We start from the raw sequence: 21,399 nt of genomic DNA, 5'->3' as shown, positions 1-21,399 counted from the left end.
ATTAATTATAAAATTTTTTTAGAAAATTCGTTTCTTATTTCTAATAATTTTTCAGGTTCAATATATTCTATGATTTGATATTCAATAAAATTTTTTTCTATTTCATATTTTTTTAATATAACTTCTATATTATTTAAAAATGTTTCTAGTAGAATTGGATCAAAATCTTTGCCTTTTAAATCCTTCATCATATTTATAACATTTTCAATAGGAAAAGAATCTTTATAGACTCTTTTTGATGATAAGGCATCAAAAACATCACAAATTGAGACTATTCTCCCTTCAAGAGGTATTTCATAACCTTTTAAACCAAGTGGATAACCATGACCATTCCATTTTTCATGGTGAGTAAGTGAAATTTTGGCAGCTTTTTTTAATAAACTAGAATTTGATCCCCTTAATATATTAGCTCCAATTAAAGTATGAGATTCCATAATTTTTTTTTCTCTCTCATCAAATTTGCCTGGTTTTAATAAAATAGAATCTGGAATTCCAATCTTACCAATATCATGCATCATAGAAGCAAATTTAAGTTCTTCTAGTTCTTCTTCTGGTAAATTGATTAACTTTCCGAGTTCATATGTGAAAAAACTTATTCTATAAAGGTGTTCAAATGTCTCTTTATCTCTATATTCTGATGCTATAGCAAGTTTGATTACAGTATCAAAATAAGATTCCTTTAATTTTGTATGGAGTTTTGTATTATAAATTATAATAGCAGCATAAGATGCTAAAACATTTAAAATTTTTTCAAATCTATGTGAAAATTCGATTATATTTCCCTCTTCATCAAGTGCATTAATGAGTTGAAGAACACCAACAAGTCCTATTTCAGAATGAATTAAAGGAATTACTAACATTGATTTTGTTGTATATCCGGTTTTTAAATCCCAAGCATTGTTATACTTAAAGGGGTATTTTTTATCTAAATTATTTACATCTTTTATATTTAATGATTTTTGAGTTAAAGCACAATAACCTGCAACTGATTTTTCATTTATTAAAAGGTCAAATGGATCAAATAAATTTTTAAATTCTTTTTCTCCATATTTTTTTAATAAAAAATCTGATTGTGTAATAAAAAATTTTAATTTATTTTCTTCTAGTAAATATATTGTTCCTGCATCACAATTAGTTATTTTTCTCCCATTAAAAATAATTTTATCTAAGAGAGTTTTTAAGTTTTGAGTTTTTGATAATTCTATAGAAATCTCAAGTAAATTCTCAAGGTCATTTTTTAAAATTTTTCTCATACTTTAATTATCGAAATATAAGTTCAAAGAAATTAATAATTACTTTTTATTATAAATATAATATGTAGTAATAAAAGAATTGTTTAAAAACAATAAATATTGAGATTTATTTTTTTAATGTTATATAAATTTATAAGATTAATTATGAAAAAATATTTTGGTGATTTTAATAATTTAGATTTACTAATTGAGTGTTATTTAACTAACCTTAATAAGAATAATATTGAAATTGAAAAAGAGGATTTTTTTTTATCACAATTAAAATATGAAAAAGTTCCTATTGTAGGTGAAAATTTAGCTAGGTTTTTATTTATTATTTCTTATTTATTTAATCCTTCTAAAATTTTAGAAATAGGATATGGATCAGGCTATTCATCTTTTTCTATATATTCAGGTATAATGTTTAGAAGAAAAACAGATGATAGTTCGAAGGATTATTTTATCCGAGATATTGAATTTATAAGTTTAGAAAGAAATGGTGATCGATATGATAGAGGAGTAAAATTTATTAAAAGTAAAAACATGAATATAAAGCTCTTTTATGAAGATTTTAATGAATGGTATGATTTTTTTAAACAGAAAGATTATTTTGATTTTATTTTTGTAGATTCAGTAAAAAAAAATTATATTGATCAATTAAGTAAAACTGTTTCTTTATTAAAAAAAGGAGGAATTCTTATCTTCGATAATGTTTTTTTTGATGGAAAAGTTGTTAAATTAAATAAAAATAATATACCAAAATATTGTGATACTTCCAATAAGTTAAATTACTTTAATCATCTTATTTCTAAAAGGAAAGACCTTTATGTTAATTTTATTAAGATAGATGATGGAATTGTATTATGTGTAAAAAAATGATTAAAATTATAAAATAAGATATAGATAATAAAAAATTAAAAATAGATAAAAAATATGAAAAAAATTGTTGGAATAATTTTAAGCATAGTTTTATTACTTTTTATTATTTATAATAATTTTCTATATAAGATTAATTTTAATAAAATTATTTCTCTTAAAGTTTTTTACGAAATAAATCAATTTAGAAAAAAAGAAAAGATAAATATAGTTAATCCAATTTATTTGAGATCAGCTCAAAAAATTTCAGTTTTTGATTCTAATTTAACATCAATTAAAATTATTGAATTGAATAATATCAAATTTGGCAAAAGTTTTATAGCTCAATTTACTAATGATCAAAACAAAATTAATTTTTATGATAAAAAATATCAAAACCTATCAGAAATAATATTTAAAGAAAATGTTTATATAAGTCCAGAAACAGATGTTTTTGTTGAATTATCTAGAAATTTAATGGAAGTAAGTATTTACAGATATAATGTTTTCAGTTTTTATCCTGAACCAATAATAAAATATTCTTCTGATTCAATAATCTTATCTTTTAGTTTTAATGATAATCTTGTAACCTTAAGTCTTTTTAATGGTAGAAATGTTTTTATTGACTTGTTAAATAAAAAAATATATGAAAAGAAAAAAGGAGGAATATCAATAGCTTCAAATATATCTTTATATGGTGATTATTCTATTTTTGTTAATATGTATGATAAAAGAAAAGTTATATATATTTATGATGTATCAAAGGGTATAGAGATTTCTAAAGAGTTTGATTCAGAAGGTAGTGATTGTAAAATTTTTTGTGTTTATGATGACTATTTTTTATATTCTGATAACAAAAATATAATAGTATTTCAATTACAAAATAATAATTTGATAGAAAAAAATAGAATAAAAAGTAATATTAAAGTTGTCGATTTAAAGTGGGAGGATAAGTATGCTTTTGGGGTTGGTATACAAGAAAATAAATATTTTTTGATTATATATGATAGAGAGATGAATAAATTTAGCTTTATAAAGTGGCTAAATAATATAGAATATTTAGAAATTATAGAAAATGCTAATTATTTATATATTTGTGGGGAAGAGAGATTTTGGATTTTTAAGATAGAATAAAGAAATATAATTAAGGTTAAGTATGAAAATAAGTTCAAAGTTCTTTTTTATTCTATTAATTATGATTGTTTATACAACTTTTTTTGGTTTATCAAATTCTTCAATAAATCTATTTGTTTACTACTCATATATGTCTTCATTTAATGGTTTTAAACCTGGGTTAACTGTTTATAGTAAAGAAATTACAATTAAAGCTTTTTTTAGTGGAGAAATAGTTTATCATAATAATGGTTATTTTTATGGGAATAATTTTTATAAAAATTATTACATTATAAAACTTGATGATGAAACAAAAATAATATTGACTGATATAAAAATAAGGACTGAGGATAATTTTATAAAAGAAAATGAAACTGATTTTGATATTGATAATAATCTTTTTGATATTTTTGTGATTAAAAATGGAAATTATGAAAATCCATTAAATTATTTTAAATTTAAAAATTTTTCAAAACCTTATATTGCAAATATATATTATGTTGATGATTATGGAAATTTGAGTTATTTTAGAGAATATTATAGTAAAGGAAATATTTCTATTGGGATTAAAGCTTATATACTTCAATTTATAGAAAGAATAACAAAATATAATTCTATTAGCGAAATCAATTTATATATCGATGAAAAGCTTTTTTATAGTAAAAAGTTTTTATATCAAAATTATAATGACTTTATTAATTTAAAAAGACTATTCTATGATGACTATACTATAATTATTCCTAACATTCAAGTTAACAATGGAAAGCATAAAATGAAGATTTTAATAAGTGATTGGAATAATAATATTGCAATTAAGGAAAAATCATTTACAATTTCAGGTGAATAGAAGATGAATTTTAGCATAACTATAATAATTTCTTTATTTGTAGCATTATTTTTTATATCTGGGATTTTTGTATACAATTATATTACAAAAAGAATTAAATTAAAAAATGCCCAAATTGACATGAAAAAGGGAGTTAATTCAGAAGCTGAAAAAAAGCTTTTAGAAATGATAGCGGAACATCCAGATGAAAAAGAAGCTTATGAAAATTTAGTAACTTTATACTTTAAAAACGAAGAGTTTTCTAAAGCTTTAGTTGTGCTTGAAAAAGCTCTTGATAATCCTACACTTTTAAAATTGTGGGGACAAGAAAATATTCTTTTTTTAGCAGGTTTAGCTGCAAAAAATAATAAAAAATATCAAAAAGCATTGAAATATTTTTTAACTATTTATGGACTTAATAATAATAATAATGATGTTTTGAAACAACTTGCAGTTATTTATCATTTATTGAAGGATTATCAGAAAGCTGATTCATTTTTTCAGAAAGTTTATTCTATGAGGGATAAAGTAAAATTGGATAAGGAGTTTGTAAAATATTTTGGAATTAATTGTTATAAACTTGGTAGAGTAATGGATACTATCAAAATATTAGAGCAATACATTACTAAATATCCAAATGATATAGAGGCTAATTTTTACCTTGGTATTTCTCTTTATTCAGAATCAGATTATGAAAAAAGTAAAGAGTATTTAAAAAAAGCTATAGTATCAAAAGAGAATAGACATGAAGCAATGCTTGCTCTGGCAAACATATTTTTTGTTCAAAATGATTTAAAAGCTTCTGAGTTTTTATTATTGAAAATTTTAGAGGATTCTGATGTTGAGAGAAAAATTTTTCTTGAAGCTTGTTATATTTTAGGTGAATTATATGTAAAAAATGGAAAAATTGAAAATGCAGTACTATATTGGAATAAGATAATAGCTATAAATTCAGAATATAAAGATGTTTCAATAAAATTGTCAAAATATAGTTCTTTATCATCAGATAACATAATAAAAGAATTTTCGTTATCAGATAAGCAGAAATTTATAAATATATCAAAAAAATTAGCTATAAGGATTGTAGGTAAATGTAAGATAAATAATGTAGAAATTCTTGATGATGAGACTATTGATGTAGTAATAAATAAGCAGGTAAAAACTAAAAATGTGATAATTCTATTAAGGATAGTTAAAGACACAAATTCTGTTGGTGAGTTAGTTGTTAAAGACTTATATTTAAAAGCTAAAGAGCTTAAAGCACCAAAATCTATTCTTATTACAGTTGGTCCTTTATCTCCATCAGCAAGAGATTATATTGCTACAAGACCTATTGAATATTTTGATAGATCTTATTTAAATAAAATACTAAGAGAATTAAATGCAAGTAAAGAACAATAAATAATTAATTAATTTCTTTTGAAAATACAAATATTTTCAAATTAAACAAACAACTTATTAATTTAAGATAGAGGATTTTATGGATATGGAAGTTGTATTAGCTTCTTCATCAGAAAGAAGAAAGGAGTTTTTTAGACACCTTTTTGATAAAGTTTATTTTGTTTCACCTGATGTGGAAGAGAATATAAGAGAAAATAAATTTAAAATTGATTTGTTAGATTTATCATTTCAGAAAGCTAAAGAAGGATTTATAAAATTTAAAAACTCTTGCGATTTTTTACCAAATAAAAATTATATAGTTGTAGGTGCAGATACTATTGTTAGAGTTAAGGGCAGGATATTAGGAAAACCTAATTCTGATGAACAATGGAAAGAGTATTTAAGTATTTTATCTGGTGCAAAGCAAGAGGTATGGACAGCAGTTTCAATTTTAAAAAATAATGTTCTTAAAAAAAAATTTATCGAAGTTTCTTATGTTTGGTTTAGAAAATTAACGGATAGGGATATAGATAGATATATAAAAAGTGGTGAAGGGAAAGATGCTGCTGGTGGTTATAAAATTCAAGGATGGGGAATAATTTTTATTTCTAAAGTTAAAGGTTCATATACAAATATAGTTGGATTTCCAGTTGAAAAATTTTTAAAATGCTATAAAAGTTTAAAAAATAATGACTTAAAAATATAAAGGAGGTTACCTTTGTCAGTAATAACAATGAAACAACTTTTGGAAGCTGGAGCTCATTTTGGGCATGAAACAAAAAGATGGAATCCAAAAATGGCAAAATATGTTTATTCAAAAAGAAATGGAATTCATATAATTGATTTACAAAAAACTGTTCCTGCATGTGAAAAAGCTTATGAAGCTATTAAAGAAACTGTGAAAAAAGGAGAAAAGATTTTGTTTGTTGGAACTAAAAAGCAAGCACAGAATGAAGTAGAAAACTGGGCTAAAGATTGTGGAATGCCATATGTTTCCAATAGATGGCTGGGGGGAACATTAACCAATTTTGATACTATTAGATTGTCTATTAAAAAATTAATTGAGATAGAAGAGCTTGAAAAGAATAATTTTCCAGGGATGTCAAAAAAAGAGATATCCAAAACTAGAAAAGTTCTTGAGAAATTAAGAAAAAATTTTGCAGGATTAAAAGATTTAGATTCATTGCCTGGAATGTTGTTTGTAATTGATACAGTTGTTGAAGAAAATGCTATAAATGAGGCTAGAAAACTAAATATTCCTATTGTAGCGGTTGTTGATTCGAATTCTGATCCAGATTTAATTGATTATCCAATACCAGCAAATGATGATGCTATTAGAGCAATTTCTTTATTCTGTGAACTTGTTGCGAAAGCTGTTAAAGATGCTCAAAATGAAACAGGTGTTAGTTTAAAAACTCAAAATGAAAATAAAGTAAAAGAGAGTAAATCAAAGGATGAGAATTCAAAAAAGGAAAAAGAAGTAATTGAAAATAATATTGATGAAGATAAATCCATTAATGAAAGAGAGTTCTTTTAAAATAAAATAGTATTGCTTTCTTATACTTATATGTAATGATTTTATTAAGCAAATTTATTTAATTGAAATTTAACCATTAATATTTTCTTTTTATTTATTTTAAGTATGTTTTTAATTAGATGTTAAGATATTAATATTTATTGTAGGGTTTATTTTTGTTTTTTTAATTTTGATGATGTATTAATTATATTATATTTATTTGTATATAACATATATATATAAATATTATGTGTAAAAGTAAAAATATAATAGTTATTAATTTTTAGGAGGAAATAAATGATTGCATCAAAAGATGATATTAAAAAACTAAGAGATATGACTGGTTGTGGTATAGCTGATTGTAAAAAAGCTTTAGAGGAAACAAATGGTGACTTTAATAAAGCTATAGAGTATTTAAGAGAAAAGGGTCTTGCTAAATCTGTAAAAAAAGCAGATAGAGAAGCTTCAGAAGGTAGAGTATTTGGACTTGTGGAAAATAATTGTGGTATCCTTGTAGAAATTAATTGTGAGACAGATTTTGTAGGTAATTCAAAAGATTTTAGGGATTTTGGTGAAAAAGTGACAAAAATATTATTAAAAAACAAAGTAAAAAGCAATGAAAATATTCCTTCTGAAGTTGAAGGTTTAAGAGGAGAAACTGTTCTTAAATTAAACGAAAATATAAAAATTAATAGAATAAAATACATTGAAGGTGATAATTTGCATCCAATTGTAACTTTTATTCAAATGGGTAAAGATGGAACAATTATTAAATATAAACTTGATAAAGAAGTAAATTTAGATAATTCTACAAAAGAAATTTTAGAGGATATTGCTGTTACTGCAAGTTTCTATAAACCATCATATAAAGTTTATGAAAATATAGAAAAAGAAAGGTTAGAAAAGGAAAGAGAATTAGTGATGAAGGAACTTAAAAATGATCCAAAATTTGCAAACAAACCAGATAATGTACTTTCTAATATAGTTGAAGGTAAGTTAAGAAAAAATTTTCAAAATGAATGTATAATGGAATTACCATATTACAAGGATGAAACTAAAAATATAAAAACTTTAATTTCTGAAGTTTCAAAAAAAATAGGTGCTAATTTAGATATAGAGGAATTCTACTTTGTTAAAATATAATTTATTTTATTAATATAAAATATAATTTTAAGCATAGTTTATTATTAGTATAAATTATTAGTACAAATCTTTTTAAGAAAATTTTATTAAATTTAAATATTATTTTAATTTTAAAAAATTCAAAGAAGGATATAGTGAAAAGAATTTTGTTAAAAATAACAGGTGAGGCTTTAAAGAAAGAGGATCCTATAAGTTATGAATCTATATTATTTTTATTAAAACAGATAAAACCCTTGTATGATAACAAAATTCAAGTAGGGATTGTAATTGGTGGAGGTAATCTTTTTAGAGGTAAAAATTTAATTAAAAAAGGGTTTACTGATTTTAAGGCGCACTATATAGGTATGATTTCTACTTTTATGAATGCTATAGCAATTGAGGAAGTATTTGTAAAAAATGGGGTTAAGACTCAAGTTTTTTCTTCTCTAGAATTTAACAGAATTTTTAAATATTATAATGTTCAGGATGTAAATAGAGCATTTGAAGAAAATTATATTTGTATATTCCCAGGTGGCACAGGTAACCCTTATTTTACAACTGATTCTGCAGCAGCTTTAAGAGCAGCAGAATCAAGTTGTGATATTTTAATTAAAGCAACAAAGGTAGATGGTGTTTATAGTGATGATCCTGAAAAAAATATTAATGCTGTTTTTTATAAATATATTTCATATGAAGATTATTTGTCAAAAAAATTATCAATTTTAGATTTAACTGCTATAGATATTTGTAAAAATGCCAATATACCTGTTATTGTATTAAATTATTATAAAGAAAAGGTTTTAGAAGATTTAATCTTAAATAAAAAAATAGTCGGTAGTCTTATATATAAGGAGGAAAAATGGCCAATTTAAATAATTTTTATGAGGATATTAAAATAAAAATGGTAAAACCAATAATAAACCTTGAGAATGAGTTAAAAAAAATTAGAGGTGGAAGAATATCTGCAGGGATAGTAGAAAATATTAAAGTGGAACTATCAGATGGGAAAATTTTGCCTATACAATCTATTGCTACTATTACTTTACAAGATGCTAGAACTATAGTTATTTCTCCATGGGATAAAGCAAATTTATCTTTTATCGAAAAAGCAATCCAAAAAGAAAATATAAATGTTAATCCAGTAAATGATGGTAAAATAATAAGATTAGCTTTTCCTCAAATGACTGAGGAAACAAGAAGAGATCTTGTAAAAACAGTGAAGAATATGTGTGAAGAATCAAAAGTTGCAGTTAGAAATATTAGAAGAGATTTTCTTGAAAAAATAAAACAGATGGAAAAAAATGATGAGATAATTGAAGATGAAAGAAAAGAAGCAGAGGATAAATTGCAAGAATTTACAAATAAAGCTATCTCAAAAATAGATAAAATATTTGAAGAGAAAGAAAAAGAGATAATGACAATATAAATTATTATAATTAAAAGTTAGAAATATTTATTAAAGTATAAAAATTTTGAAAAAAATGAATGAATCTATTAATATTTTAACTCATATTGGTTTCATAATGGATGGTAATGGTAGATGGGCCCAAAAATATGGTAAACCTAGGACATTTGGACATAAGGAAGGGGCTAAAAAAGTAAAAGAAGTTTGTTCTTGGTGTATAGAATATGGAATAAAAATTGCTTCTTTTTATGCTTTTTCAAAGGAGAATTGGAAAAGACCAAAAAATGAGGTAGAAACTATATTTTCAATAATAAAGGAAACTTATAAAAATGAGTTTGATAAAATTAAACAGATGGGGGTTAAAATTATTCATATAGGTGATAAAAATGGTATTCCAAATGATGTTCTTGATACTATGAATAAGATAGAAAAAGAATCAAAAGAAAATGATAAATTAGTTGCTTTAATTTGTTTAAATTATTCTGGGAGATTTGAAATAGTTAATGCGATTAAAAATATACTTTATGATTTTGAGAAAGGTTTAATAAAAAAAGAAGATATTGATGAAAAATTTATATTTAATTATTTATATACTAAAAGTTATCCAGAGCCAGATCTTATAATAAGAACTTCAGGAGAGCTTAGATTGTCAAATTTTCTTATTTATCAAGCTGCATATTCGGAGCTTTATTTTGAACCTCAATATTGGCCAGAATATTCTAAAGAAAACTTTGTTAATGCAATAAATGATTATTTGAAAAGGAAAAGAAGATTTGGAGCAATTTAATTAATTAAGGAATTTAGTTAATGACAAAAGAGACTTTACAAAGATTAGTTTTTATTATAATCGTATTGCCAATATTTTTATTTTTAATATGGTTTAGTTATTTTAATTATATAGTATTAAAAATATTTATATTAATAATAAATCTTTTGATTTTTAATGAACTTTTCAATCTTTTTAAAGAAAATAGAATATTAAAATTTATTTCTTTTTTATTTTTATTTTTTATCTATTTACCATTATTTATTAAAGATTATTTTAATGTAATTAAAATAGATTTCCTTAATTTATCAGCATATAAGTTTCAATTTTATATTATTATTTTTTCCTTTTATTTCTTAATTGTAGTGGTTTTTAATATTTTTAAAAAAGAGATAAAACAAGGTTTGTTTAATACTCTCTATTTAATTTTTTCAATTTTATATTCATCAATTTCTCCGTTATTAATTTTTTTACTTTATAAAAATTATTCTTTTAATGCTTTTTATATTTTTATTTTTTTTCTGTCTATTGTTTGGTGTTCAAATTCTTTTGCATACATTGTTGGTATGGGTGTTAAAAATAGACATCCTTTGAAACTCCCTGTATCACCAAATAAGTCATCAGAAGGTTTTTTAGGAGCATTAGTTTTTGGAACTATAATACCTTTTATTATTTATAAAGTTTTCATTTTTAAACGATTAAAATTGTTTAATAATAATGATATTTTAGTTTTATTAACTATTTTTTTTATAAACTTTTTAACAATAATTGGGGATCTATTTGAATCTATGATTAAAAGGTTTTTTGGTGTTAAAGATTCTTCAAATTTATTTAAAGGACATGGTGGATTATTAGACATAGTTGACTCTATTCTTTTTGCTTTTCCATTTTATTATTTAATTTTATTTTATTTTTAACTAATTTTTTTATTAAAATTTATACTAATGGTTTATATTGATTTAAATTCATTTAAAAGAAATAAACTTTATTAGGTTAATATCAAGAAAGAAAATTATGCGGTTATTTAGTTTTTACATTTTTGGAGCTACTGGATCTGTTGGTACTATGTTTTTTGATGTTATTTCTAAAATAAAATCTCCACATAACAATAATATTAAATTTAAATTATTGAGTTGTTCTAAAAATGTTGAAAAATTGATGAATCTTATAAATAAATATTGCCCTGAAAGTGTATATATTTCTGATGTTAGTATAGAAGATATAGAGAAGTTAGAGAAGGATAAATCTTTATTAAAAGTTTTTTCAGAACATTATGATTCTTGTTTTTTAAAAAATGAAATTGAATATATTGATTTTCTATTAGATGAAAATTATTTTTTTCTGAAGAAATACGAAGATATCTACAAAAGTTATTTTAAAAAAAATATTTATAATAAAAGTAATTTAATAAAGAAAAATAAAGATATTTTATTTTTTTTAGATATAAAAAAAAGATTTGAGATCCTTGATGAAATAATTTATAAGAAAAATGAAAAAATAGAAGATAAAATAGACAGAAATTTTCAAGAAAAAAATAACTTAAGTTTAGATAATAAAGCAGAAAATTTTATCTACTTTAATTCTATTATGGGATATAAAGGAATAATCCCAGCAGTAATAAATTTTTTATTTAATAATATAATTGGTGCATCTGCAAATAAAGAATCGATGATAATTTTGGGAGAATTGTTAAATAATATCAATTTAAATATTAAATTATCAGATTTTATATTTCCTCTTGATTCTGAGCATTTTTCATTATATAAATTGTTAAAAATATTATCGAAAGAAGATGACTTAAAAAATGTAATTATAACAGCATCTGGGGGTATATTTTATGAAAAGCTAAAAAATAATTTTAATTTTGAAAACCTTTCAGAAATAAAAGTTGATGAACTGTTAAATCATCCTAATTGGAGAATGGGTAAGAGAATTACGATAGACTCATCCACTGGTTTAAATAAATGTTTTGAATTTATAGAAGCTATTTATCTTTTTAATATTGAAAAAGAAAAAATAAAGATAGGTGTGAGTAAAAGTTCATTTATTCATGGAGCAGTTGTGGATAAGACTGAATCAATTTATATTGATGCTTCACACCCCGATATGCACCAATCTATTAATTATTTCATAAAAAACATTTTAAAAATAGATACTGACTATGAATATAAAAAGCTTCAAAATTATTTTATTGATTATAAAATAGAAGAGTATAGCTATGATTTTTTTAAAATAACTGATTTCATAACTAAAAATTATGATTCGAAAAATTTTATGGGAACAAAACTAATTATTCTTAATGAAATAATGCAGGATAAACTTTTTAAAAATGAAATTAATCTTTATCAATTTATAGAAAAATTTTTATATTATCTTAAAGTTGCTATTAAAATAGATATTTTTGAAAAATCTTTTTTAAATGATTTTAATGATATAATAAATAATTTTTATAATAAAGATTTTTCTCTTAATTTTGAAGTTAGAAGTAAGATAAAAAATTGGCTTAAAAATTTAATAGATAATTTTGATTGCTTTAAAAATAAACTCATAAAGATAATTGTTTAATTTATTTATAAATATTCAATATTTTTTATATTTTATATATTTACATAAATCAATGTTCTTTGGTTTTTTATTAAAGTAAAAAGTAGAGAGGGTTTTGATGAGTATAGTTATAGCTATTATAGGATTTGGTGTTATAATTTTTATTCATGAGCTTGGACACTTTATATTTGCTAAATTAACAGGGGTAAGAGTAGAAATATTTTCTATTGGTTTTGGACCTTCTATATTAAAATATAAAAGAGGAGAAACATTATATCAGCTCTCCATTATTCCATTTGGAGGTTTTTGTAAACTAGCAGGAGATGACATAAAGGATGAACTAAAGGGTGAAGAATATGAATTTTACAGTAAACCTCCTCATATTCGTATATTAATAGCAATAGGTGGAGTCCTTTTTAATTTTATATTTGCAATTATTTTATTTACTTCTGTTAATATGTTATCTAAGTATGAAGTTTTATTACCACCTAAGATTTATATTCCTGAAAAATTATATGAGTACCCTGCTTATAAAGCTGGTTTAAGAAGTGGAGCTATTATTAAAGAAATAAACGGTATAAAAATAAACTCTTATAATGAAATTGTTCAAATAGTTGGTACTTCTATGGGGAAGGATTTAAATATTTTATTTGAATATGAAGGGAAATTAGAAAATGTTAAAGTTACTCCAAATATAGATAAACAAACAGGCAGATCCATAATAGGGATAATGAATTATATAGAAACAAAAATTACTTATATTGCAGATGACTCTGAACTAAAAAAGTTTGGAGTTGAAAAAGGGGATAGAATAGTTGCTATAAATGGTGAAAAAATTTTAACTGAGGTTGACTTCATTGAAAAGCTAAATAGTCTTATAGGGAGAGATGTACATTTTGAGATAGAAAAAACTGATGGTAAGATTATAAATGGTAACATTTATTTGCTAAGAAATATGGATTTAAAAATAAGCTTCCTTCCAGATCCTGTTTTGATAAAAGGATTAAGTTTTAATAAAGCTTTTCTAAAGTCATTTAAAACAATGAAAGATACAGTTTATCTTTTTTTTAAAAGTTTAAGACTATTATTTACAGGCAAAGTTAATGTAAATGAATCACTTGGGGGGCCAATAAAAATAATATATTTTTCTTCTGAGATTGCAAAAACTGGATTTAGAAACTTTTTAGAGTTTTATGGGCTTCTTTCAGTTATTTTAGTCATTATGAATCTTTTACCAATTCCTGCTGTTGATGGTTCTTATGTTTTATTCTTCTTGCTTGAAGTAATTTTGAGAAAACCTCTTAATAAAAAATTGATAATTAAAATTCAAACTATTGGGATGATTTTTTTATTTATATTAATGGGGTTTGTTTTTATAAACGATATACTTTTTTTTCTAAAAAAATAATTTTGAAATATTAAATATTTTTTTGAAACTAATAAATTTAAGTAGTTTACATTTTTTTATTTACTATAATAAAATTTTTTATTAAATTTAGATAAATGGAGGTATAAATATATGGATTGGGCAAATATGAAAATTATTGATGTTTTATCTATTCATCCAAAAGCTGCATCAATTTTGTCAAAATATAATATTGGTTGTATAGGATGTTTTGCAGCAAGTGGAGAAACTTTAAAAGAAGGATTAATGGTGCACGGAGTTAATGTAGAAGCGATAGTTAAAGAGCTTGAAGAAACATATAAGAAATAATATCTATAAAATAATTTTTTTTTAGCTAAAGATTTTGGTATGTTGTCGATTAATGAAGTAAACAGGGATGTTAATTTAATTAATCAAGGAGGACCTTTATGATTATTAATCACAACATATCATCGTTGTTTGCTTCTAGGCAGATTAAATTTAATTCTTGGCAGACTAGAAAAGACATTGAAAAGTTATCTTCTGGAGAAAGAATTAATAATGGAGCTGATGACCCTGCTGGTCTTGCTGTTTCTGAAAAAATGAGATCCCAGATTAGAGGTCTTGTTAGAGCTGAAAAGAATGTTGAAGATGGTATTTCATTGATTCAAACAGCAGAGGGCTACTTAAGAGAGACTATGGATGTTTTGCAGAGATTAAGAGAACTTGCAGTTCAATCAGCAAACGGTGTTTACGATGATGATGACAGGATGAATATTCAGGTAGAAGTAGCTCAACTTATTGATGAAATTGACAGAATAGCTTCTCATGCACAATTTAATGGTATTAATCTTCTTACTGGTAGGTTTGCAAGGCCACAGCTTTCTTCAGAAGTTGCAGCGTCAATGTGGTTGCATGTAGGTGCTAATATGGATCAGAGAATAAGAATCTATATTGGCACAATGTCTTCACAGGGACTTGGTTTAAGATCTCCAATAGGTAGAGCTGTTACTGCTACTCATATTTCTGTATCTACTCAAGATAAAGCAAATATGGCACTTGGTATAGTAGATGCTGCTTTGATTAGAGTAGCTAGAGAAAGAGCTAACCTTGGAGCATATCAAGAAAGATTAGAATTTATGGCAAAAGGTCTTTTAAATGGTGCAGAAAATATGCAAGCAGCTGAAAGTAGAATAAGAGATACTGATATGGCTTTTCAGATGTCAGAGTTCGTAAAAAACAATATTCTAACACAAGCTGCTACAGCTATGCTTGCCCAAGCAAATGCTCAACCACAACAAATTCTTCAGTTATTAAGGTAAAAAATGGAAAAGGTGGGAAGGTTCCCACCTTTTTTTATATTGTAATATAGTAAAAATAATTTTAATTTTTTAGCTAAATTTATAAAAAATATTTTTAAAAATACAAAAATTTTTTGTGAAAGAATAAAGTTTAATAATTTAAATTCTAATAAAAATTGAAAAAAAAAAATAAATATTTATTTTTTAAGTGATGTATTTATTAGATAAAAATTTAATACAAAATTTTATTCCTTCTGAAGCAATTGAAGTTTGTAAAATTATAAAAGAACATGGTTATAAGTGTTACATTGTTGGTGGATTTATAAGAGATATTATTTTGAAAAGAAATATAGGTGTTAAACTTGAACATATAGATATAGATATTGCTACTTCTGCTTATCCTGAAGATATATTAAATATGTTTGAAAAAGTCATTCCAACAGGCCTTAAACATGGGACAGTTACTGTTTTATTTAAGAATATTGATTTTGAAATAACTACTTTTAGAATTGAATCTAATTATTTTGATAATAGGCATCCTGAAGACATTAAATATATTGATAATATTTATGAAGATTTATCAAGAAGAGATTTTACGATAAATTCTATAGCTTATGATCCCTTAGAAAATGTTTTTATTGATCCCTATAATGGTTATGATGATTTAATAAAAAATATAGTTAGAACAGTTGGAGACCCAGAAAAAAGATTTGAAGAAGATGCCTTAAGAATTATTAGAGCTATTAGATTTGCAACAACATTAAATTTTGAGATAGAAGAAAAGACTTTTGAAGCAATTAAAAAATATAAAAATTCTCTATTAAATATATCAAAAGAAAGAATTAGAGATGAATTTAATAAGATACTTTTATCAGCAAAGCCATCTTTTGGTATCGATATGCTTAGAAGAACAGGAATTTTATCTATGATATTGCCAGAACTCGAAGAATGTATAGGTATAGAACAAAATGTTTTTCATAAATATGATATTTATTGGCATTCACTTTATACTTGTGATGCTGCTCAAAATGATATAAACTTAAAGCTTGCTGCTTTACTTCATGATGTAGGTAAATTAAAATCACTTTATTATTTTAAAGGCCAAGGAATAGATGGGAATGTTTTCTATGATCATGAAAAGTATTCTGAAGAGATTGCAAGAAACTTTATGATAAAATATAGATATTCAAATCAACAAATAAATATTGTAACTAGATTAATAAGATATCATATGTTCCATTATACAAAAGAATGGACAGATGGGGCTGTAAGAAGATTTATTAAGAGAGTGGGACTTGATTTAATTGCTCCATTGTTTTCACTAAGAGTTGCTGATAGAATTGGAAATGGCAAAAGCGAAAGTTATCCTCAGATTTTAATTGAGTTTTATGAGAAAATAAAAAGAGTTATTGAAGAAGACAGTGCCCTAAAAGTTACAGATCTTGAAATAGATGGTAATGATATAAAAAGAGAATTAAAAATTCCCCCATCTAGAAAAATTGGAGAAATTTTAAATTATTTATTGGACATTGTTATAGAAGACCCAACTAAAAATAATTATGAATTTCTTATTCAAAAAGCCAAAGAATATTATTCTAAAGATAATCAAAGAATTCAAGAAAATTCACTAAATAAGTTGTAATACTGCTTTGAAAATAATAGATTAAAAATTGTAATCAATTTTAAATTTCCTAAAAAATAAATTAACATATATTTAACAAAAACTAAAATTAAAATTGAAAATTAACAAAAAGTTAATAAAATTAAAAAGGGGAGTTTTTATGTTGAATTTAAGTGAAAATTTAAATAATAACTTAAAAAATAAAATATTAAAATGGTATGAAAGTATTGAAAATATTGATAGAAAGGAGCTTGAAGATTTTGTAAATAAAAGTTCTAATAAAGAATTGGAAGAAGCTTTTCTTTATGATCTTGAGTTTGGGACAGGTGGTATAAGAGGTATAATGGGTATAGGTTCTTTTAGAATGAATAAATATACTGTTGGTAAAGCTACACAAGGTATTGCTAATTATTTTATAAAAACAGGGGTCAAAGAAAAAAAGGCATGTATATCTTATGACACAAGAAATAATTCTTATTTATTTGCAAAAATTACTTCAGCAATTTTGGCTTCTAATGGTTTTAAAGTTTATATTATGAAAAATCCAGCTCCAACACCCTGTCTATCTTATGCGGTTAGAAAGTATGAAACTACAATTGGTGTTATGATTACTGCTTCTCATAATCCTAAAGAATATAATGGTTATAAGTTATATGATAATACTGGATGTCAAATAACTTCACCTATAGATAAAGAAATTATAAAAGAGGTTAACAGTATAGATGATTTAAAAACTATTAAATTTGGAGATTTTGAAAGTTTAGTAAAAGATTCTAAAATAGAATTTATAGATGAAGAATATTTTTACAATAGTTATATTGATGAAATTATCAAAAATATCGATATTTCAATCTTAAAGAAAAATTTAAATAATTTTAAAATAGTTTATACATCACTTCATGGGACAGGAATAGCACCAATAAAGAGGATAGTTGAGAGACTTGGTATAAATAATTTATATTATGTTGATGAGCAAATAACTCCTGATGGTAATTTTTCTACTGTTAAATTACCAAATCCTGAGGATAAAGAAGCTTTCTATTTAGGAATAGAAAAAGCAAAAAAAATTTCTGCAGAAATTGTACTTGCTTCTGATCCTGATGCTGATAGAGTTGGGGTTGTTTTTCTACAAAAAGATGAAAAAGGGGATGTATATAAATTTTTTCCTGATGGTAATGAGATTGCCACTATGATTTTTTATTATCTTTTAAAAAATAGAGATTATAAAAATAATCCTTATGCTATAAATACTATAGTTACTACAGATTTGCATGAATTGATTGCTAAAGATTTTAATGTAGAATTTTATAGAGTTCTTACAGGGTTTAAATATATTGGAGAAATTATTAATAAAAATAAAGGTAGGGACTTTGTATTTGGAGGAGAAGAAAGTTATGGATATCTTGTTGGTGATCATGCAAGGGATAAAGATGCTATCATCATAATATTATTATTAATAGAACTTTTTTCATATTTAAAGCAAGAAGGTATTAAAGTTGAAGATTTTATTGATAATATTTATAAAAAATATGGATATTATAAAAATACAGTTTATTCTCTAAATTTGGAAGGACTTGAAGGTATGGAGAAAATGAAAAATATAATGGAGAATTTAAGAACTAAAAAATGCAATCTTCTTCCAGATTTAAATATTGTTAAATATATAGATTATAAAAATGATAATACTGGATTGCCTAAATCTGATGTTCTACAGTTTTTTGGAGAAAATTTTAAAATCACAGTTAGGCCTTCTGGAACAGAACCAAAAATAAAAATATATTTTCAGACTTCAGCTAAAACAAAAGAGGAAGCTTTTTATTTAAATGAAAAATTAAAAGAAAGAATTTTTGAGGTACTTAAATGAATAAAATATTGAGTTCATTAATATTTTCTTTGGGAGGACTAGGGATATTTTTCCTTGGGATCAATAATTTTTCTGAAGCATTAAAAAAAATTTCTTCTGCAAAAGTAAAAGAATTTCTTTCTAAAGTTACATCTTCACCTATTTCAGGAATGCTAGTAGGATTAATTGTAACTTCAATTATTCAGAGTTCTTCGGCTACTACAGTTTTAACTATTGGATTTGTTAATGCAGGTTTAATGAATCTTATTCAAGCTGTAGGAATAGTTTATGGTGCTAATATTGGTACTACAGTTACAGCACAAATTATGGCTTTTAAAATGGAAGATATAGCTCCTATATTTGTTTTTATAGGAGCTATTTTTTATTTATTTGGTAAGAATAATAGGCTTAAATATATTGGTTCTTTTCTTGTTGGACTTGGACTTATTTTTATAGGTATGTATTTTATGAAATTAGGAATTAAACCATGGAGGGAATCAAAATCATTCCAAGAATTTTTTATTAAATTTTCTTATTATCCACTGTTAGGAGTTTTGACTGGTTTAATTATAACTATAATATTACAATCTTCTTCAGTAACTGTAGGTATGGTTATTACATTGGTAAGCCAGGGGCTTATTGATATTAAAGGTGCTATCCCTATAATTTTTGGAGATAATATAGGAACATGCATAACTGCATTTATAGCTTCTTTAAATGCAAATATAAATGCTAAAAAAGTAGCTTATGCTCATATATTTTTTAATGTTTTTGGCACTATTATTTTTTTAAATATTCTTAATCCATATATAAAATTTATTACTTTAACTTCAAGTGATCCAGTTAGACAAGCTGCAAACTCTCATACTTTTTTTAATGTGTTTAATACAATTATATTTTTACCTTTTACTAAATATTTTGTTGCTTTTATAAATTATTTATTTAAAGGTAAAAAGGAAGAAAGAGAAAAATATACAATTTTCCTTGATAAAAATCTTTTGGATAACCCAGAAATAGCAATTGAATCAATAAAAAAAGAGGTTATAAGAGCGATCCATATTTGTAAAGAAGCTATGGAAGTTGCAAAAGATTTTCTCATAAATGGTAATACAAAAAGATTGTATCTAATGAATGAAAATGAGACAGTTCTTGATTATATGCAATATGAAATTTCAAACTATCTTGTTAAATTAACAACAAATGAGCTATCTAAAAATGAGGCATCTATTATACCTAAAATAATTCATGCCGTTAATGACTTTGAAAGAATAGGGGATCATTCCCAAAATTTATACAATATTTTTATAAGATGTGTTGATAATAAAATAAAATTATCTGAAAGAAATAGGAATGATCTATCTTTAATGGTTGATAAAATAATAGAATATATTAATTATCTTGAGATAACTTGTTCTGTAGATTGTAATAAATTAAATTTAGAAAAAGCTTATAATTTTGAGAAAGAGATTAATTTATTAAGAGATAAGTATAGAAATAATTATTATGAAGTACTAAAATCTGAGAAGGGAGATTCTATAACTTCTACCATATATTATGATATTATCATCAATCTTGAAAAAATTGGTGATCATTTAACTAATATTGCAGAAGCATTTGCCTTAAAGGAAAATTTTGTAAATGATGATCAAATATAAAGATTTATATATTAATTTTTATAAATTTATTTCAGATAATTGTTCTAAATATTATGATTTATCAATTAATCTGTATGAAGAAAGCTTAAGAGATTATAATTTTAAGATAAAAGTAAAAAAGAATAAAGAAAATTTTGAAAAAGATATAGTTATATATTATTCACCAAAAAAAAATAGATTTACTTTTAATTTTGCAGACAAAATTAATTCTTTTAATATTGAAAATGAAAATATATTAAAAATACTTTCTTCTCTTGCTGAAGAGTTTTTAAATTCTCAAAAATTTAGTGAGAAAAATATAAAAAATAATAATTTGAATTTGTATCCTGAGAAACTTGATGAAATACAAAATACAGGTGAACTAAATACCCAAAATGTAAATGATAATGAAATTTTTATTTATGTTGATGGTTCATATATTGATGGGGAAACAGGTTACGGTGGAGTTATTCTTTCACCCAAAAATATTGTTTTATATGAATATTATGGTAAAATAAATGATGAAAATATAAAAAGATTAAGACAAATTGGAGGAGAAATTGAATCTGTAGTAATAGGGTTAAAATGGGTTAAAGAGAATATAAAAAATTATAAAGATTATAAAATAAAAATATTTTACGATTACGAAGGGCTTGAGAAGTGGGTTAAAGGATTATGGAAAGTTAAGAATATACAAACTTTTAATTATAAAAATGAAATATTAAATTTTCTAAATGAAAACATTGAAATAGAATGGATAAAAATAAAAAGTCATTCTGGTAATAAGTGGAATGATTATGTTGATCAACTTGCAAAAAAGGGGGCTAAAAAGAATATATAAAAAATATAATAATTGCTGAAAATAGTTTTAATTTTAC

20 protein-coding genes are annotated in these 21,399 nt (G+C 23.6%); 19 read left to right on the top strand and 1 reads right to left on the bottom strand.

The window, feature by feature from the left end; all coding sequences use genetic code 11:
- Positions 1 to 5 precede the first annotated feature (5 nt).
- Positions 6 to 1,253, bottom strand: coding sequence for an HD domain-containing protein (locus N3A58_04215; protein MCX8058602.1), 1,248 nt, complete (start codon positions 1,251 to 1,253; stop codon positions 6 to 8).
- A 144-nt stretch (positions 1,254 to 1,397) separates the two neighbouring features.
- On the opposite strand from N3A58_04215, the gene N3A58_04210 reads away from it, so the two are divergent.
- From N3A58_04210 to N3A58_04120, 19 genes are all read left to right on the top strand, one after another.
- Complete coding sequence (locus N3A58_04210; GenBank protein MCX8058601.1) at positions 1,398 to 2,111, top strand: hypothetical protein; 714 nt, start codon at positions 1,398 to 1,400, stop codon at positions 2,109 to 2,111.
- A 54-nt stretch (positions 2,112 to 2,165) separates the two neighbouring features.
- On the top strand, positions 2,166 to 3,221 hold the full coding sequence (locus N3A58_04205) for a hypothetical protein (protein MCX8058600.1): 1,056 nt from the start codon (positions 2,166 to 2,168) through the stop codon (positions 3,219 to 3,221).
- Positions 3,222 to 3,243: 22 nt separating this feature from the next.
- The gene (locus N3A58_04200; protein ID MCX8058599.1) at positions 3,244 to 4,047 is read left to right on the top strand and encodes a hypothetical protein; all 804 of its coding nucleotides are present in this window, start codon (positions 3,244 to 3,246) and stop codon (positions 4,045 to 4,047) included.
- A gap of 3 nt (positions 4,048 to 4,050) precedes the next feature.
- Positions 4,051 to 5,427 (top strand): tetratricopeptide repeat protein, encoded by a 1,377-nt coding sequence (locus N3A58_04195; GenBank protein MCX8058598.1) that lies wholly within the window; start codon positions 4,051 to 4,053, stop codon positions 5,425 to 5,427.
- Positions 5,428 to 5,506: 79 nt separating this feature from the next.
- Positions 5,507 to 6,112, top strand: coding sequence for a Maf family protein (locus N3A58_04190; GenBank protein ID MCX8058597.1), 606 nt, complete (start codon positions 5,507 to 5,509; stop codon positions 6,110 to 6,112).
- Positions 6,113 to 6,124: 12 nt separating this feature from the next.
- Positions 6,125 to 6,943, top strand: a complete 819-nt coding sequence (gene rpsB, locus N3A58_04185; GenBank protein MCX8058596.1) for a 30S ribosomal protein S2 — start codon at positions 6,125 to 6,127, stop codon at positions 6,941 to 6,943.
- Positions 6,944 to 7,219: 276 nt separating this feature from the next.
- Positions 7,220 to 8,065, top strand: coding sequence for a translation elongation factor Ts (gene tsf / locus N3A58_04180; protein MCX8058595.1), 846 nt, complete (start codon positions 7,220 to 7,222; stop codon positions 8,063 to 8,065).
- 134 nt (positions 8,066 to 8,199) lie between these two features.
- Positions 8,200 to 8,916 (top strand): UMP kinase, encoded by a 717-nt coding sequence (gene pyrH, locus N3A58_04175; GenBank protein MCX8058594.1) that lies wholly within the window; start codon positions 8,200 to 8,202, stop codon positions 8,914 to 8,916.
- Positions 8,904 to 9,470 (top strand): ribosome recycling factor, encoded by a 567-nt coding sequence (frr, locus tag N3A58_04170; protein ID MCX8058593.1) that lies wholly within the window; start codon positions 8,904 to 8,906, stop codon positions 9,468 to 9,470. The genes pyrH and frr overlap by 13 nt, the downstream gene beginning before the upstream one ends.
- Positions 9,471 to 9,525: 55 nt before the next feature.
- Positions 9,526 to 10,236, top strand: a complete 711-nt coding sequence (uppS, locus tag N3A58_04165; GenBank protein ID MCX8058592.1) for a polyprenyl diphosphate synthase — start codon at positions 9,526 to 9,528, stop codon at positions 10,234 to 10,236.
- A 20-nt stretch (positions 10,237 to 10,256) separates the two neighbouring features.
- The gene (locus N3A58_04160) at positions 10,257 to 11,132 is read left to right on the top strand and encodes a phosphatidate cytidylyltransferase (GenBank protein ID MCX8058591.1); all 876 of its coding nucleotides are present in this window, start codon (positions 10,257 to 10,259) and stop codon (positions 11,130 to 11,132) included.
- A gap of 97 nt (positions 11,133 to 11,229) precedes the next feature.
- Positions 11,230 to 12,780, top strand: a complete 1,551-nt coding sequence (locus N3A58_04155) for a hypothetical protein (GenBank protein ID MCX8058590.1) — start codon at positions 11,230 to 11,232, stop codon at positions 12,778 to 12,780.
- Between the two features lie 97 nt (positions 12,781 to 12,877).
- Positions 12,878 to 14,167, top strand: a complete 1,290-nt coding sequence (gene rseP / locus N3A58_04150) for an RIP metalloprotease RseP (GenBank protein MCX8058589.1) — start codon at positions 12,878 to 12,880, stop codon at positions 14,165 to 14,167.
- Positions 14,168 to 14,278: 111 nt separating this feature from the next.
- The gene (locus tag N3A58_04145) at positions 14,279 to 14,473 is read left to right on the top strand and encodes a DUF1858 domain-containing protein (GenBank protein ID MCX8058588.1); all 195 of its coding nucleotides are present in this window, start codon (positions 14,279 to 14,281) and stop codon (positions 14,471 to 14,473) included.
- A 98-nt stretch (positions 14,474 to 14,571) separates the two neighbouring features.
- Positions 14,572 to 15,444, top strand: coding sequence for a flagellin (locus tag N3A58_04140; protein MCX8058587.1), 873 nt, complete (start codon positions 14,572 to 14,574; stop codon positions 15,442 to 15,444).
- 190 nt (positions 15,445 to 15,634) lie between these two features.
- Positions 15,635 to 17,065 carry an HD domain-containing protein gene (locus N3A58_04135; protein ID MCX8058586.1) on the top strand — a complete coding sequence of 477 codons (1,431 nt, stop codon included), beginning with the start codon at positions 15,635 to 15,637 and terminating at the stop codon, positions 17,063 to 17,065.
- Positions 17,066 to 17,204: 139 nt separating this feature from the next.
- Positions 17,205 to 18,908, top strand: coding sequence for a phospho-sugar mutase (locus N3A58_04130; GenBank protein MCX8058585.1), 1,704 nt, complete (start codon positions 17,205 to 17,207; stop codon positions 18,906 to 18,908).
- On the top strand, positions 18,905 to 20,542 hold the full coding sequence (locus N3A58_04125; protein MCX8058584.1) for a Na/Pi cotransporter family protein: 1,638 nt from the start codon (positions 18,905 to 18,907) through the stop codon (positions 20,540 to 20,542). Before N3A58_04130 ends, N3A58_04125 begins: the two co-directional genes overlap by 4 nt.
- On the top strand, positions 20,526 to 21,362 hold the full coding sequence (locus N3A58_04120) for a hypothetical protein (GenBank protein MCX8058583.1): 837 nt from the start codon (positions 20,526 to 20,528) through the stop codon (positions 21,360 to 21,362). The genes N3A58_04125 and N3A58_04120 overlap by 17 nt, the downstream gene beginning before the upstream one ends.
- Positions 21,363 to 21,399: the final 37 nt, after the last annotated feature.

Source organism: Spirochaetota bacterium (genome assembly GCA_026415295.1).
Lineage (GTDB): Bacteria > Spirochaetota > JAAYUW01 > JAAYUW01 > JAOAHJ01 > JAOAHJ01.
Note: the sequence above shows the minus strand (reverse complement) of the source record. Positions and strands in the feature narration are given on the sequence as shown.

Excerpts from the sequence above, each read along its gene's own strand:
- N3A58_04215 (MCX8058602.1), bottom strand. The coding sequence starts at position 1,253 with ATGAGAAAAATTTTAAAAAATGACCTTGAGAATTTACTTGAGATTTCT.
- N3A58_04205 (MCX8058600.1), top strand. The coding sequence starts at position 2,166 with ATGAAAAAAATTGTTGGAATAATTTTAAGCATAGTTTTATTACTTTTT.
- N3A58_04140 (MCX8058587.1), top strand. The coding sequence starts at position 14,572 with ATGATTATTAATCACAACATATCATCGTTGTTTGCTTCTAGGCAGATT.
- tsf (MCX8058595.1), top strand. The coding sequence starts at position 7,220 with ATGATTGCATCAAAAGATGATATTAAAAAACTAAGAGATATGACTGGT.
- N3A58_04130 (MCX8058585.1), top strand. The coding sequence starts at position 17,205 with ATGTTGAATTTAAGTGAAAATTTAAATAATAACTTAAAAAATAAAATA.
- N3A58_04190 (MCX8058597.1), top strand. The coding sequence starts at position 5,507 with ATGGATATGGAAGTTGTATTAGCTTCTTCATCAGAAAGAAGAAAGGAG.
- N3A58_04120 (MCX8058583.1), top strand. The coding sequence starts at position 20,526 with ATGATGATCAAATATAAAGATTTATATATTAATTTTTATAAATTTATT.
- N3A58_04160 (MCX8058591.1), top strand. The coding sequence starts at position 10,257 with ATGACAAAAGAGACTTTACAAAGATTAGTTTTTATTATAATCGTATTG.
- N3A58_04125 (MCX8058584.1), top strand. The coding sequence starts at position 18,905 with ATGAATAAAATATTGAGTTCATTAATATTTTCTTTGGGAGGACTAGGG.
- uppS (MCX8058592.1), top strand. The coding sequence starts at position 9,526 with ATGAATGAATCTATTAATATTTTAACTCATATTGGTTTCATAATGGAT.
- rseP (MCX8058589.1), top strand. The coding sequence starts at position 12,878 with ATGAGTATAGTTATAGCTATTATAGGATTTGGTGTTATAATTTTTATT.
- N3A58_04195 (MCX8058598.1), top strand. The coding sequence starts at position 4,051 with ATGAATTTTAGCATAACTATAATAATTTCTTTATTTGTAGCATTATTT.
- N3A58_04155 (MCX8058590.1), top strand. The coding sequence starts at position 11,230 with ATGCGGTTATTTAGTTTTTACATTTTTGGAGCTACTGGATCTGTTGGT.
- frr (MCX8058593.1), top strand. The coding sequence starts at position 8,904 with ATGGCCAATTTAAATAATTTTTATGAGGATATTAAAATAAAAATGGTA.
- N3A58_04135 (MCX8058586.1), top strand. The coding sequence starts at position 15,635 with ATGTATTTATTAGATAAAAATTTAATACAAAATTTTATTCCTTCTGAA.
- N3A58_04200 (MCX8058599.1), top strand. The coding sequence starts at position 3,244 with ATGAAAATAAGTTCAAAGTTCTTTTTTATTCTATTAATTATGATTGTT.
- N3A58_04145 (MCX8058588.1), top strand. The coding sequence starts at position 14,279 with ATGGATTGGGCAAATATGAAAATTATTGATGTTTTATCTATTCATCCA.
- N3A58_04210 (MCX8058601.1), top strand. The coding sequence starts at position 1,398 with ATGAAAAAATATTTTGGTGATTTTAATAATTTAGATTTACTAATTGAG.